10 protein-coding genes are annotated in these 14,577 nt (G+C 41.4%); 4 read left to right on the top strand and 6 right to left on the bottom strand.

Annotated features, from left to right (window positions below; genetic code table 11):
- Nucleotides 1-178: 178 nt before the first annotated feature.
- Nucleotides 179-1,003: an alpha/beta hydrolase gene (locus tag QZZ43_RS11130; RefSeq protein ID WP_291859090.1), complete on the top strand. Its 825-nt coding sequence runs from the start codon at nucleotides 179-181 to the stop codon at nucleotides 1,001-1,003.
- 20 nt (nucleotides 1,004-1,023) lie between these two features.
- Entirely contained in the window at nucleotides 1,024-1,680 is a 657-nt protein-coding gene (locus QZZ43_RS11125) for a class I SAM-dependent methyltransferase (protein ID WP_291859088.1), read from the top strand.
- A gap of 610 nt (nucleotides 1,681-2,290) precedes the next feature.
- Here the strand turns inward: QZZ43_RS11125 and QZZ43_RS11120 are convergent.
- The 6 genes from QZZ43_RS11120 to QZZ43_RS11095 all read right to left on the bottom strand — a co-directional run bounded on the left by QZZ43_RS11120 (nucleotide 2,291) and on the right by QZZ43_RS11095 (nucleotide 10,326).
- Entirely contained in the window at nucleotides 2,291-2,746 is a 456-nt protein-coding gene (locus QZZ43_RS11120; RefSeq protein WP_291859085.1) for a MarR family transcriptional regulator, read from the bottom strand.
- A 223-nt stretch (nucleotides 2,747-2,969) separates the two neighbouring features.
- On the bottom strand, nucleotides 2,970-3,452 hold the full coding sequence (locus QZZ43_RS11115) for a glutathione peroxidase (RefSeq protein ID WP_291859082.1): 483 nt from the start codon (nucleotides 3,450-3,452) through the stop codon (nucleotides 2,970-2,972).
- Between the two features lie 106 nt (nucleotides 3,453-3,558).
- The gene (locus QZZ43_RS11110) at nucleotides 3,559-4,311 is read right to left on the bottom strand and encodes a LytTR family DNA-binding domain-containing protein (RefSeq protein WP_291859079.1); all 753 of its coding nucleotides are present in this window, start codon (nucleotides 4,309-4,311) and stop codon (nucleotides 3,559-3,561) included.
- Nucleotides 4,286-5,353 carry a sensor histidine kinase gene (locus QZZ43_RS11105; RefSeq protein ID WP_291859076.1) on the bottom strand — a complete coding sequence of 356 codons (1,068 nt, stop codon included), beginning with the start codon at nucleotides 5,351-5,353 and terminating at the stop codon, nucleotides 4,286-4,288. Before QZZ43_RS11105 ends, QZZ43_RS11110 begins: the two co-directional genes overlap by 26 nt.
- A 2-nt stretch (nucleotides 5,354-5,355) precedes the next feature.
- Nucleotides 5,356-6,186 carry a hypothetical protein gene (locus QZZ43_RS11100; RefSeq protein ID WP_291859074.1) on the bottom strand — a complete coding sequence of 277 codons (831 nt, stop codon included), beginning with the start codon at nucleotides 6,184-6,186 and terminating at the stop codon, nucleotides 5,356-5,358.
- Nucleotides 6,187-6,336: 150 nt separating this feature from the next.
- The gene (locus tag QZZ43_RS11095; protein ID WP_291859071.1) at nucleotides 6,337-10,326 is read right to left on the bottom strand and encodes a two-component regulator propeller domain-containing protein; all 3,990 of its coding nucleotides are present in this window, start codon (nucleotides 10,324-10,326) and stop codon (nucleotides 6,337-6,339) included.
- Nucleotides 10,327-10,793: 467 nt separating this feature from the next.
- Here QZZ43_RS11095 and QZZ43_RS11090 point away from each other — a divergent pair, with 467 nt between their 5' ends.
- Entirely contained in the window at nucleotides 10,794-12,005 is a 1,212-nt protein-coding gene (locus QZZ43_RS11090) for a glycosyl hydrolase 53 family protein (RefSeq protein ID WP_291859069.1), read from the top strand.
- Between the two features lie 169 nt (nucleotides 12,006-12,174).
- The gene (locus tag QZZ43_RS11085; RefSeq protein ID WP_291859067.1) at nucleotides 12,175-14,553 is read left to right on the top strand and encodes a glycoside hydrolase family 2 TIM barrel-domain containing protein; all 2,379 of its coding nucleotides are present in this window, start codon (nucleotides 12,175-12,177) and stop codon (nucleotides 14,551-14,553) included.
- Nucleotides 14,554-14,577 lie beyond the last annotated feature (24 nt).

Genomic DNA, 14,577 nt, shown 5'->3' with positions numbered 1-14,577 from the left:
AGAAAGCTAAATCTGTGGAAGTGTTTCTTCAAACTTCCAATAGCACTTTTTTTATCTCAAGGTACCGAACAATATGGGGAAAGAATTTATCTGTTGAACCACATATATTCCTATCTTTCGCCTTCAAATATCCATTAGTTGTTTTCGGTATCAAATCAACATTTTTTAAATTGTCAAGATGAAGAAAACTTTGCTTTTATTGGTCCTTCTCACGGCTGGTTTGACAGTACCTTTTTGTCAGGAAACAGAATACAGAACTGAAATAGATTTGCAATACTATGAAAAGGAAATCAAACTATCTGATTCACTCATTAATAAACAATGTGTGCTGGATGTTTATTATCCGGTTCAAGAAGAAAAATTCAGTACTGTTGTATGGTTTCATGGAGGGGGCCTGACACAAGGGCAAAAAGAAATTCCTGAGGCACTTAAAAACAAAAATATTTGTGTCGTTGGGGTCAATTATCGGTTGTATCCTAACGTGAAATCTCCCGCCTATATTGAAGATGCCGCAGCTGCAGTTTCCTGGACGATTAAGAATATTCAGCACTACGGAGGAGATTCGTCATTGGTTTTTGTGTCCGGTCATTCAGCCGGAGGATATCTTGCAGCAATGGTTGGGCTTGATAAACGTTGGCTTAAACAATTTGGCGTGGATGCTAATCAGATTGCTGGAATTATTCCTTTTAGTGGTCATGCGATAACCCACTTTACTGTTCGTGAAGAAAGGGGAATTGAAGGCACACGACCAATTATTGATGATTTGGCTCCACTGTTTCACGTGAGGTCTGATGCACCACCTCTGTTGTTGATTACGGGAGACCGGAACCTTGAGCTACTGGGAAGATATGAGGAGAATGCCTACCTGATGCGAATGATGCGTGTGGCTGGACATCAGGATACCCGATTGTTTGAGTTGGACGGATACGATCATGGCATGACTGAACCGGCCTTTCCACTTTTGCTTAATGAAGTGGAGAGAGTTTCGGTAAAAAGAAGATAAACTAAAGCAGGTTTGTTTTTTTGGAAAAGAGTATGGGAAAAATGGTCAGGTATAGTAAAACGTTCAGTTTGGTATATGACCGCTTCATGTTTATTCTGGAGAGGATGTTCTTTCGGTCAAGGCGTTCCAGATTGCTTGCTACAGTTAAGGGTAAAGTGCTTGAGGTTGGTGTCGGCACAGGAATTAACTTTGAGCATTACACTTCCGAAGTCAATATGACTGGTATTGAGCCGTCTCCCCACATGCTAAAACGGGCCAAAAAGAAGAGAGACCTGCTTCTGATTCCGGAGCGTTTCGAACTTCATAATATAGGTTGTGGCTATTCAGAAATGGAAAAACTTGTTGCCCCTGAATCACTCGATGCCATTGTGTGCACCCTGGTGCTTTGCACCATTCCTAATCCCAAAGAGGCTTTGTTAAACTTTATGAAATGGTTAAAACCCGGAGGACGCCTTCTGGTGCTTGAGCATATTCGGTCACATAACCACACAACCGGGAAAATGCAGGATTTCCTTACTCCGGCATGGGCAAAACTGGCCGAGGGGTGTCAACTCAACCGCCCAACCGATAAAATGATTCTCGAAGCCGGGTTTGAACTTCTTCGCCAGGAACATTTTAAAATTGGCATTCCATTTTATGAAGCCGAATACCAAAAAAAGGATCTAGCTTTGAGATAAGATTTTTCAATAGCTGGTTTGCTATTAAAGAAGCTGGAGGTAAGAAAGTTTTTTTATGGAGATTTTAGGTTGAAATTCTGAGTTTAAACATCATTGTGGCTCATTACAAATATGGGTGTCTATTTAAATATTTCGTTCATTCAAAAAAGACATTTCTAACATTCACCAAAGCATACAACACCTTCAGCGTCGATATTTTGTATTGTTGCGAACAACTATAAACATAAGAGCCCTTCAGGCTCTGTTTTTCTCACATAAAAAGGGATGACCCCGAAGGCTGTATGTTTGTAAAAGCATAAGTGGGTCGAATATTTATAGATTTAACTTTTATTGGAGAATCGACCTCAAAGCGGGTCGTACCGGTTATGTGTGATTGTTTTCTTTTCGATTATGATCTTTTGGAAAGGTTATATAGGTACCTATCATTATGATGAACCACCATTGGATTCCTTTAAGGAGAATTTCAATCGTTTTGCCAAAAAACTTAACCAGTTATTGAAAATAAAAACAACACTTTAAACTTTCATTCAATGAACTCCATTAATCGACAATTTTACAGGTTTTTTAATTTTGTTCTGTCCGGTTTGGCGGCACTGCTTGTTCTGTCTGGTTAAAGAACCTTCTCCTTTTGCGACAGATAATCGATGATTGTATTCAGTTTATTTCGTAAATCAATAATATCTTCCACCTCTAATCTTTCAGACAGCAGTCCTTTTACAAGTTTTTCCGGGATTGCTGCCGCTTCATGTTGCATTTGTACTCCTTTTTTGGTTAGTTCTACAATCACGTTTCGTTCATCTTCATCCGACCTTCGTCGGGTGAGAATGCCCTGATTCATCATCCTTTTAAGCAGGGGGGTCAGGGTGTTGGTCTTCAAAATTAGTTTTGCAGATATCTCCTTGACTGTCATAAAACCGTGCTCCCACAATACCATCAACACCAGATATTGCGGATAGGTAATTTTCAGGCCGTCGAGATGAGGTTGATATTCCCGCGTAATAAGTCGCGATGCTGCATAAACGGGGAAGCACAACTGGTTCTCAAGTTTTAATTGTTCGTAAGCCATTGTTGAAGTATTGTAAGGGAGTCGGGTTTTTCCCGACTCTCCGTATGGTAATCAATGTTAATTTAGAAATTGTTTTAGTTTCGACCTTTGGAAAGATTTCGAGTATTGAACTTTAGGGTTCGTCATATTTTTCTTAACAAGTGCGTCTATTCTTGACAATATTGACTTTTTTAGAACTGAATTATTCAAAAAATTCCCGCAAAAACAAAACTTTAACAGGGCCTTAGTTTAAAATTTTTTGCAGGTACTTGTCTATTTCCTCCGGTTTGGTCGTTGGCGCAAATCTTTTGACCGGTTTGCCGTCTTTGTCGATTACAAACTTGGTAAAGTTCCATTTTACCATACCGCCAAACAGCCCGCTAAGTTCCTTTTTCAGATATTTAAAAATGGGATGGGCTGATTCCCCGTTTACATCCGTTTTGGCAAACATTGGGAAGGTAACCCCATAGTTGGTGTAACAAGTTTCTGAAATGGTTTTTTCATCTCCCGGCTCCTGGTTGGCAAACTGGTTGCATGGAAACCCGAGTATCACCAACCCTTTGTCTTTGTACTTCTTGTAAAGCGCTTCCAGTCCTTCGTATTGTGGTGTCAATCCACATTTGCTGGCGGTGTTTACTACAATTACTGTTTTTCCTTTGTAGGTAGTCATATCTACCTTTTTGCCAAAAAGTGTTTCTGCCGAGAATTGATAAAAATTATTTTCCATATTATGAGTTGTTTTAAAAATAAATCGCAAGCAATTAAGTCGCGCACGACACAAATATAGAAAATTATTTATTTTCCCCAAAGAATATGTTTCTGACATGGAATTTCTATCGATCCATCCAATCCTTAAATCTACGTACCCGCTCCCTGCTCACCAGAATAAGATGGTTGTTGTCAACGCCAATCAATTTGATCTTTAATCTGGCAGATGAATAAGAAAGTACATCGGAGATGGAAGAAAAATTTACAATGAAATTGCGGTTAACTCTGAAGAACCGGTTAGGATTCACCAGTTCTTCCACCTTGTCAAGAGAATAATCAATTCCATAAGATCTTCCCTCGCCGCAATTAAGAAAAGTGCATCGTTCTTCAATATAAAAACAATTGATATCAGTAGTTGGAATAGATTTGAAGTGATCGCCAACCTTTACAAGAAATCGTTCTTTCTTATTTTGGGGCAATTGTCTCAATGCCGTTTCCAGTTGAAGCAGATTATTACTCTGAAAATGTGTTGTGACATATTTTTGCAGGGCTATTCTTAATTCCCCCGGGTCAACAGGTTTCAATAGATAATCCACACTGTTCACTTTAAAGGCTTTCAGGGCATATTGGTCGTAGGCTGTTGTGAAAATCACCGGAATGGTGATTTTCATGGCCTCAAAAATATCAAAACAAGTGCCGTCCTCCAGTTGAATATCCATAAAAATCAGGTCGGGAGATAAATTGTTTTGCAACCAGTTTAAAGACTCTGTTACTGAAGTCAGGGTGCTAAGTATTTCTATGGGATATTCCTGATTGGTCAGTAATCGAACCAGCTTGTCGGCTGCGGGTTTTTCATCTTCGATGATCAGTACTTTCATGGCTTTTGCGAATTAAGGGAAGTAACACTTCGAATTTGTTGTCCGAATCTCTGATAATGAGGTCTTTTTCAGTTATTATTTTTGCCCTTTCAGACAGGTTTGTAAGGCCTGTTCTGGTGGATGGCTCCAACATGTTTACAGCCTGTTTGTTGTTTGTGACCAATAAATACTCTCCTTTTCTGAAGATGCTTATTTCCAGTGGCGCCTTCTTCGATGCTTCATTGTGTTTTAAAGCATTTTCAATAAGAATCTGTAGTGAAACGGGTATGATTTCAAAAGCTGATGCATCTTTAATGTCCATCAAAAGCTTTACTGTCCCCTTGTTTCTTTCATCTTGCAATGCCATGTACCGTTCCACAAATTGTATTTCGTCCGGAAGGGGAATCAGGTCGTTTTGCTCATTTTCGAGGATGTACCGATATATTCCGGAAAGTTTCTGGATGTAATTGTCTGCTCTTTGCGGGTTTACGTATACAAGTTCTGAAAGGGTGTTAAAGCTGTTGAACAAAAAATGTGGATTAATTTGTGACTTTAATGTATTGTATCGGTATTTTAGATTTTCATTGATGAGATTTTGTTCACGCCTCGATGATTTCTGCCATATAACATAAAAGAATCCGATGGTAAAAAACATGAGCCACATAGCAAAGGAGGAATTGGCAAGGTTTAATTCGTTTCGAAAAAGATGTGGAAAGAACTCATTCAAATCTCTTCCGGAATAAATAAACCATCCCAAAACGCCCAGAGAAATAACCAGATTTGAGATTAAAAAGGCTCCGGCATAAAAAATTAAAAGTGCGGGAAGAAGCCATTTTCTTAGTTTGTCGAGGCTTAACTTTGTAGCTTTAACAGTCATGAAGCTTGCGAGGTAGCCAATTCCTGATGAAATTAGAAATATGGAAATAAAGGGTACCAAAAAGGTGGGGGGAAATGGGTCCCCTTCCTGGTTGTATTTGATTACCATAGCTGCCAGAAACCCCCAGGACAGCATGCCAACATGGTACAACAACCAAAATTTTGCAGATTTATGAAGTTCTTTCATAATTAATTGGTTTTGGCCAAAGTGATTTTTCTGACAGTATATCCCAAAATGTTATTTGGTTGGCCTTCCAGAGAAATATCTGTAACTACATCTTCAAGCAGCGTAGCCATTTCAATTTCTTTATCTTCTAATGATACGTAAATTTCTCCCCAGTAGTGGCTTCGACCGGTCATATTCATGTTTTCGAGTTTTACAGTCAGCGGGTTATTCATGGTTGAGTATTTCAGAATTGCACAGGTCTCATTGTTTTGCTTTGTAACGCCGATCCAGGTTATTTCCACATTCCGGTTTTCAAAGGTTCCCTGACCCGACAGATCCAATTTCTGATTGTTTATGTTCTTGTCTCTATAGGGTTTGTTTAATTCCAATTTGTCCCAATTCCAGTATGCAAACCAATTTAAGCCGGCAACATCCCAAATCAGATTTCTTATAAGAATATCTGCCTGGGGGATATCTTTGAAAAACGATTGGGATAGAATATTCTCATCCTGAATATAGGAGAAATTCTCCATATATTGTTGCTTTTTGCCTTTCGGGAAGGTTCCTTCCAGGTCGGCTGAATTGGAGAGACTAATGTTATTCCATCGTACCGTGTCGCCAGGCAACCCAATGGTATAATCACCCGCAACCCGTCTTTTTGCATTGAAATTCCCTTTTAAATCGTAATCCAAATAGTCCGTTATTATTCGGTAAGTTCGGATTTCTGAATTTTTCAATACCAGGTCGGTTGGCAGCCGGTTTGGTAATTCAATGTTGAAGCTGGTTTGCCCTTTTAGGTTCGATTGGCTGCTCCCCAGTGAAATCGCCACAAATAAATAAATGTAACTTTTCATGATGTTTTGATTTAAAGGTTAATAATCAACAAAGAAAAGCTCCTATTATGATGTGGCGAAAATGATATTGCAGAACTGACATTTTTGGGGGTTCGCTGGTTTTTTTTGGTTGCTAATCCGATATTGCTCTTTTCAAAGTAATGTGTCGGGTTATATTTGGCGTTCCCTCTGGTCGCAATACACCCTTGGAGACACTCCGAATTTGGCTTTAAAGCTCTTTGAGAAACTGGACAGGCTTGAGAAGCCCACAGCATACATCACTTCTGTAATGTTTCCCTCTTTGTCTGAAAGCAACTGTGCCGCTTTTTGCATTCGGTAATTATTGATAATATCCCGTGTGGAAATGCCGGTGATACTTTTTAGCCGACGATAGAGGTGGGTGCTGCTCATCCCTACGGTTTCACTTATCCTATCTACCGAAAATGCCGGATTATTCATATTGCGCTCAATGATAGTCATCACTTTTTTTAAGAAAAGTTCATCGGGGTGTTCCCTTTTTTCTTCTTTTCCTGGGTTCAGAATAAGTTGGTTTTTGATGTAGCGGATCATTTCCTCTTCACGGCGGAACAGGCTGTGAATGCTCGATTTGAGAAATTCAATATCGAAGGGTTTGGTGATGTACATATCTGCCCCTTTGTTCATTCCTTCGGTTTTGTCAATGTCAAGGGTTTTGGCGGTAAGGAGGATTACGGGGATATGTGCTGTTAAGGTATTGGTCTTGATTTGTTCGCACAATTGAATGCCATCCATTACGGGCATCATTATGTCCGAAATAATCAAATCCGGTTTTTCGCCGGCTGCCAGCTCTAGTCCTTCACTACCATCTTCAGCAGTGAGGAGATGGTATTCCGCTTCAAGGTTGATGGTCAGATAGTCCAGAAAGTCGGTATTGTCATCAACCAAAAGAATTTTAGGCGCCTTTTCGGGTGCTTCAATACCCGTTTTTGTCATTCTTTCTTTGTCCTCCGGGTTGGTATTTTGGTCTCCGACTTCGTTAAGGATTTCCGTTTTAAGGAGGGGCAACAACAATGTAAATCTGCTTCCCTTGCCGGCTTCACTTTCCAGTATTATGGTGCCGCCATGCAGCTGTGCGTATTCCATGGCAAGAGTTAGCCCGATTCCTGAGCCGTTGCGGGTGTTGGTTTTTTCATCGGTCCGATAAAACAGCTCAAATATATGATTGCGGTCATTTTCCGGAATCCCGGGGCCATTGTCTTCAACACTAACTTCGATAGTGGAGGTATTATTTAGTGCATTTGTTGTTTTGAGTCCGACTTCTATTTCCCCTTCCCGGGGTGCATATTTAAAGGCATTGGATAAAAGATTGAAGAGAATGGTTTCAACCTTTTCGCGGTCCAGCATACAATTCACTGAATCCGGCGAAGCATGAAAACGATAATTCAGCTGGTTACGTTGTGCCAGGTCATCGAAAGAGGAGTAGATTTCCCTGGTAAAAGCAACCATTTCGACGGGTTGGGTTATTAGTTGAAGTTGAGACGATTCTATCTTTCTAAAGTCAAGCAGTTGGTTGATAAGCTTGTTGAGCCGACCGGCATTTCTGTGTGCCAGTTCAATCATTTTGCGGAAACGGACATCCTGTATGTTGCCTTGTGATAATTGTTTAAGCGGTGAAATAATTAAACCCAGAGGAGTGCGAAATTCGTGTGAAATGTTGGTAAAAAATCGGATTTTTGCCTGATAAAGGGCTTCACTATGCTGCTTTTCGAGTCTGACTATTTTCAACTCACTGTTGAGACGTTGACGGTAATTGTAAACTCTGAAGATAAAATATGTCAACCCCAGAATTAAGGCGATGTAAAGCATTAGAAAACCTTTGCTTAGCCAGATCGAAGGAGAAATGTCAATCAGGAGTTTCCGGATTTCGCTCCATTGTCCCAGATGGTTGGTTCCCTGGACTTCCAATACGTAATTGCCCGGTGCAACATTGGAAAATACGGCATAATTGTTTCTCCCTGAACTGGATATCCATTCCTCCTGGTCCGGCGTCAACCGGTAGCGGAATTGCCCCATATCGGGATAGAGGTAATCAAGAGTCGAAAATTCGAAGGTTAATGAGTTCTGATGATATTTTAGGTTTATGTTTTGAGTATATGCAATGTCCGACGATAGAATGTCCGGTGCGTTGGATGGTTGCACCGGTTGGTTATTTATTCGGATACCTGTGATAAAAAAGGAAGGTTTGCCTGTTGAATAATTAATGTGTGAAGGAGCAATCTCCAAATAAGCATTGTCCCCGCCAAACAAGATATTCCCGTTTCCGGCAATAGCACTGCAGTTGGAATAAAACCCTTTGAACGGAGAACCTTCATTGACTGGAATTGTAATTGTTTCACTTGTCCCAATATTAACCCTGAAAATGGAATTTTGTGTGGTTCCCCAGATGTTTCCAGAGTCATCCTCTTCCAGATTGATGATTTTGTGGGGGCTGCTGATATTGACGTCAAAGCTTTTCACTTCTCCTGTTTTTGGAATGAAGCGGATGAGCATGTTTTCGGCACCTATCCACATGCTCTCATTTTTCCCGGCACGGATAATGGTTACTGAGCGGTTTTTAATAAGTTGGTTGACCTTATTAACCTGACTTTTATTGAATGTTACAGGGTCAAAAACACTGAGTTGATTACCGCTTGAATAAAATATTTGTTCGCCATATTTCATTAACTGGCCGCCACCCTCATTGTCGATCAGCATAAAATGAAAATCTTCCGGGGAACTTCCGTCCGCTTCAGTGCGGAATACCCCACCTTCCCAGGCACTAACCCAGAAACTTCCGTCAGAAGCCTGGACAATTCCACTGATGTAATTGGAGGTTAATCCGTTCTCTTTCCCGGCAGTAATGGCGTGCATCTGGTTCTTCCTGTTATCCCGGATGTTGATTCCCGCTGCCGTCCCAATCCAGATACGTCCGATATGGTCTTCCTCAAGCGCATAAACATTATCCAGAAGAACCTGATCTGTACTTTCAGAAGTTGTGGAGAATGTTTCTCTTTCTCCGTTTTGGAGGTTTTCTTTTACCACCCCGTGAATGGTTGCCAGCCAGATATTTCCGTATTGGTCAGATAAAATGTCCCTGATCTGATTTCCGATTCTCGGCTCGTCGGAACTGAAAAACTCCTCGTGTAAATGATAATAAGGCTCTCCTTTATTGACCAGACTGACGCCGCCTGAAGTAATTAGCCAGACCCGCTCCTGGTTGTCTTCAAATATTTGCCAGACCACATTGTTGGCAATGGTGTTGTTTATAAGAGGATCGTGAAAGAATGCAGTTGCCGATTCAGTTTTGACGTTAAAAAGGTTCAGGCCAAAATCGGTTCCCAGCCAAAGTAGCGAATCATTCTGATGGTATATGGTTTTGATTACTTCATTGCTAAATTGAGTATTTGATGTATTGTAGTGCTTAAAGTTTTTGTCGTGGGTGTTAAACAGAGCAAGGCCTGTTTCTGTTCCCACCCATAACAGTGAGTCACATCCTTTGGCATATTCACTGATGGAAACTACCAGGTTGTTTTCGAGCAAGGGCTTGTAGTCTCCTTTTACTTCGAATGAGGTTATTTTGCCCTGCCGATATCTGTTGAGTCCGTCATAGGTTCCAATCCACAGGTCTCCGTTGCCTGATTGATGAAAAGAACGTATTGTGTTGTGCGATAACCCGGAGTTAGAGCTGTCATAAAAGGTGAAAATATTTTTCTCAGGATGGTGTTTCAGGAGCCCGTTGGCTGTTCCTATCCATATATTTTCTTCTTTGTCCTTGTAAAGAGCCCGGATGGTTTTGCTGCGTCCCAGGTTGATTTGTTTTATCTCATAGTTGTGAATATTGATGGTGCAGAGTCCGTTCCATGTGCCTACCCATATTAAATTATCATCATACAACAGGGTTGAGATATTGTTCGAAGGGATAGAACCTGAGTTTCCTGAATGCTGAAAGGTCATCATCTCAAATCCGTCGTAGCGGGATAATCCTTCTTGTGTTCCGATCCATATAAACCCGTATTTGTCCTGAACAATAGAATTGGTAACATTGGAGGGCAACCCCTGCTCAATTGTAAGATTTGAGAAGTAGAGTGCTGGTAATGCTTCTGTAATGCAGGAAAAGATTACCAGCAAACATATTGTTGCCAATGATTTTCTTATGGTCGACAGGACTGACATAATCTGCTTTCTAATGACATGATTCTTTCGCGGAACGGGTAAAATTAAAAATATTTTAACAGAATATGGTTGAATGATAGAATTTAACAAGGATTTGTAAGATTTAGACAAGTTGGTTAATGTATTGTAAGTCAGCGAAGTGAACTTTGGTGTCTTTGGTTTTGCTTACAATGTATGATTCAGACAACTATTTGGAGGATTAAAACAATTACATTTTTTAATACTTGTTTAAGTTTGATGCGCAGTTTGATTGCTTCCAGGAATGAGTTTTCCAAAAGTTCGTCAACTCATGAAAATTTGATACCGGTAAATTGATTATTGTGAAACAAGCCTGGAAAGGTTATCCACATAGCAAATCCCTAATTTGAATCGGGAAGAAGTTGGCTGAACCTTTGCATGCACGTTTCATCAGACTATATTAAATAAATTTTATACGTATGAGAAAGCCCCAGATTCTATTCGTTTTTGCTCTTCTATTTACAACTGTTCTGAGCTTTGCCTGTTCCGAGGACAATAAAAAGGACAAGCCTCAGCCGGAAGAAGAACCTTCTGATAAACCTGTATTGGCAGATTTCATTAAAGGGGTTGACTTATCATACGTCAATCAGGTAGAAGACCATGGAGGACAATACAAACAAGACAACGAACCGGCCGATCCTTTTGAGGTGTTGAGTGACAAAGGAGCCAATCTGACCCGGGTGCGCATCTGGCACAATCCGCAATGGGTGAAGGATATCTACGGAGATGCTACTCCTGTTTACAGTGGCCCCGAAGATGTGGCCAAAACCATTGAACGATCTCACGAAATCGGGTTGGCTGTTCTCCTGGATTTTCATTACTCCGACACTTGGGCAGATCCCGGACATCAGGATGTGCCTGCCGCATGGAAGAATATCACCAGTCTTGATGTGTTGAGCGACTCGGTATACAATTATACTTACACAGTTCTTGAATATCTTAAAGAAAGAGACCTGTTACCTCAAATGGTTCAGATTGGAAATGAAACCAACCCCGGTATGATGACCACATCGACTCCTGAGGGGTTCCCTGATCTTAATGTTTACGATGGGAATTGGGCAGCTTTCGGACAGGTGGTGAATGCCGGAATTAAAGCAGTTCGAGATATGGAATCCCAATCGGGACAGGACATTAAAGTGGCATTACACATCGCCGACCCCAAAAATCTCGAATGGTGGATGGCGGATGTCATCAACAAAGGAAAGGTTACTGATTTTGAGATCATGGGATTTTCCTATTACCACTTGTGGCACACCACCATTTCTTTCGAAGCACTTCCTAATCTTGTATCTCAACTGAAAGCTTCTTATGACAAAGAATTGCTGGTGATGGAAACTGCCTATCCCTTCACGACCGATCACAACGATAATTACGGAAACATATATTCTTCGGAAACTGCTCCGTTGGAAGAGTTTCCTTACACCGTGGAGGGCCAGAAACAATTTCTCACAACCTTATCGCAGAATATGTCTGATGCCGGGGCTTTAGGCGTAATTTACTGGGAGCCTGCCTGGATAACATCAGGAATGAAAGACCTCTGGGGAACCGGTTCCAGTTGGGAGAATTGTGCACTGTTCAATTTCTCCGGAAATGTTACTGAAGCAGCAAATTACCTGAGTGTAGATTATTAAACCTGACACTGTCGCGCAAATTGAAATGTATTATTGAGCCCGGTCTGAAAAGCATCTTTGTTGCCAAACTCTTCGTTCTTGAAAATTTTGAACTCTCATTAACAGGGGGTTAACTCCGGTGCAGAAATATTTTTTTTATATCACGCTCATTATTGAATAAACCTTAAATATGAAACGAGCACTTCTGATTTTAATAAGCACACTGGCATTTTTCTCATGTCAAAACAAGGCTGGTGTTCCTGGCTTTCATAAACGAGCAAACTTGTTTAATAACGACTGGGAGTTTGTGAAAGGGGCGCAGGTTGGTGATGTGGGACTTCTGTTTTCGTCGGATGATAGCACCAAATGGGAAAAGGTTACGATTCCTCACACCGCTCACATTGAGCCTTTGGTACTCAAAGAACGTCAGTGGCAGGGAACGTCTTTTTACAAGAAATCATTCACGGTTCCTGCTTCTTTAAATGGCAAACATGTAGCCGTTAAATTTGAAGGAGCCATGCAAGTGGCTGATGTATATCTCAACGGAAAGCATCTGATGACCCATGAAGGTGGTTATCTGCCTTTTTATTATGATCTGAGCAACGAATTGAAATATGGAGACGAAAATATTCTGTTGGTTAAGCTCAATAATGAAGACAATCCGCTTGTGCCTCCGGGTAAACCCATTGACGATTTGGATTTTAATTGGTTCAGTGGGATTTATCGAAATGTTTGGCTTTTTGTTAAAGATCAGGTTCATATCTCGGATCCGATAGAAGCCGGAAAAGTCGCAGGTGGTGGCCTTTTTGTAACCTATTCTGAAGTTTCGGGAGAGAAAGCTACTGTGAATTTAAAGGTGGATGTGGTGAATGACGGTCAGAAAGCGGTAGAAGTATCATTAAACACCAATCTGGTTGATGCGGACGGAAATAATGTTGCCAGCGGAAGTGCTCGCTTGCAAATGCTTAATGCAGGAACCCATTTGGAAATGAAAACCTCTTTCGATGTGGAGGATCCTCAACTTTGGTCGCCCGATAATCCCAATCTGTATCAGTTGAATGTGGAGGTGCTGAACAACGGGAAGGTAGTTGACAAAGTCACTGAAACCATTGGCATACGAACATTTAAATGGACAGCAGGGGAATTCATTTTAAATGGAGAACCTTTATTCTTAAGAGGAACCAACCGTCATCAGGAATATCCTTATATCGGCTATGCATTGTCGGACAATGCCCATTACCGTGATGCTTATAAAATAAAGCAGGCAGGGTTCAATTTTGTCAGGTTGTCTCATTACCCCCACTCAAAGTCTTTTATGCAGGCTTGTGATGAATTGGGACTTCTGACAATGGATGCCATTCCCGGGTGGCAATTCTTTGGAAATGAAGAGTTTCAGGAGAGGGCAATCCTTGATGTAAGGAACATGGTACGCCGTGACCGCAATCATCCTTCGGTTGTTGTTTGGGAGGCCTCTCTCAATGAATCCGGCATGTCCCTGGAGTTTATGCAGCGGGCTCATAATGCCGTGCATGAGGAGTACCCGCATCAGGATGTTTACACCTGTGGCTGGGTAGATGAGGTCTATGATATTTATATTCCTGCGCGTCAGCATGGAAAACCTCCTCATTACTGGAATCAATACGACAATGAAAAGCCCATCTTTATTGCCGAGTATGGAGACTGGGAATACTATGCTCAGAATGCCGGTTTCAATCAGACAGCTTTTGAAGACCTGACCGCCGAAGAGCGTAATTCACGTCAGTTGCGGGGATTTGGCCAGAAACGGCTTGCTCAGCAGGCAATTAACTATCAGGAGGCCCACAACAGCAATTTGCAGGGGCCTGCCTGTGGCGATGCCAACTGGCTGATGTACGATTACAACCGGGGATATGCTCCGGATATCGAAGCTTCCGGGATTATGGATATTTTCAGGTTGCCCAAATTCGCTTACTATTTCTACAAAAGTCAGGCAGACATTAAGCCTGAAATTAGCGAAGAATTTTACAGTCCCTTTATTGAAATTGCTAATTTTTACAACGACCCGTCTTTTACTGATGTTAAAGTTTACAGCAACTGCGATGAAGTGGAATTGCTGGTTAACAGTCGTTCTTTGGGCCGTCAAAAACCCGATCAGGATCGCATCAGTAGCCATCTGGACCACCCGCCGTTTACTTTTCATCTGGATAATTTTGAACCCGGAGAATTGGTGGCAAAAGGCTTTGTTGATGGAAAAGAAGTTACCAAAGCCATGCGCCGAACTCCCGGAGAGGCTGCCGGGCTTACTCTTTGGTTCGACGAAAGCGGTCGTCCATTGGAAAACGGACGTAATGATGTGGTGTTTCTGTATGCATCAGTTACCGACGCTCATGGGACAGTCGTTCCGGAAGCCTCCCAAAGTGTCACTTTTGAGGTAGAAGGTGATGCAACATTGATTGGAGCCAACCCGATTAATGCCGAGGCAGGAATTGCAACGGTGTTACTTAAAGCTGGGAATCGGGTTGGTGCGATTACTGTAACGGCTTCTTCCAATGGACTAAAATCTAACTCTCTAGTAATTGAAGTAAAATGAATTGAAGTAAAATGAATTCATGAA

It is taken from the genome of Marinilabilia sp. (genome assembly GCF_016278715.1).
Classification (GTDB): domain Bacteria; phylum Bacteroidota; class Bacteroidia; order Bacteroidales; family Marinilabiliaceae; genus Marinilabilia.
This window is presented reverse-complemented; position numbering and strand designations above follow the sequence as displayed.

Bases quoted from the DNA above. Each gene is read 5' to 3' on its own strand.
- QZZ43_RS11130 (WP_291859090.1), top strand. From the start codon at position 179: ATGAAGAAAACTTTGCTTTTATTGGTCCTTCTCACGGCTGGTTTGACA.
- QZZ43_RS11120 (WP_291859085.1), bottom strand. From the start codon at position 2,746: ATGGCTTACGAACAATTAAAACTTGAGAACCAGTTGTGCTTCCCCGTT.
- QZZ43_RS11115 (WP_291859082.1), bottom strand. From the start codon at position 3,452: ATGGAAAATAATTTTTATCAATTCTCGGCAGAAACACTTTTTGGCAAA.
- QZZ43_RS11110 (WP_291859079.1), bottom strand. From the start codon at position 4,311: ATGAAAGTACTGATCATCGAAGATGAAAAACCCGCAGCCGACAAGCTG.
- QZZ43_RS11105 (WP_291859076.1), bottom strand. From the start codon at position 5,353: ATGAAAGAACTTCATAAATCTGCAAAATTTTGGTTGTTGTACCATGTT.
- QZZ43_RS11100 (WP_291859074.1), bottom strand. From the start codon at position 6,186: ATGAAAAGTTACATTTATTTATTTGTGGCGATTTCACTGGGGAGCAGC.
- QZZ43_RS11090 (WP_291859069.1), top strand. From the start codon at position 10,794: ATGAGAAAGCCCCAGATTCTATTCGTTTTTGCTCTTCTATTTACAACT.
- QZZ43_RS11085 (WP_291859067.1), top strand. From the start codon at position 12,175: ATGAAACGAGCACTTCTGATTTTAATAAGCACACTGGCATTTTTCTCA.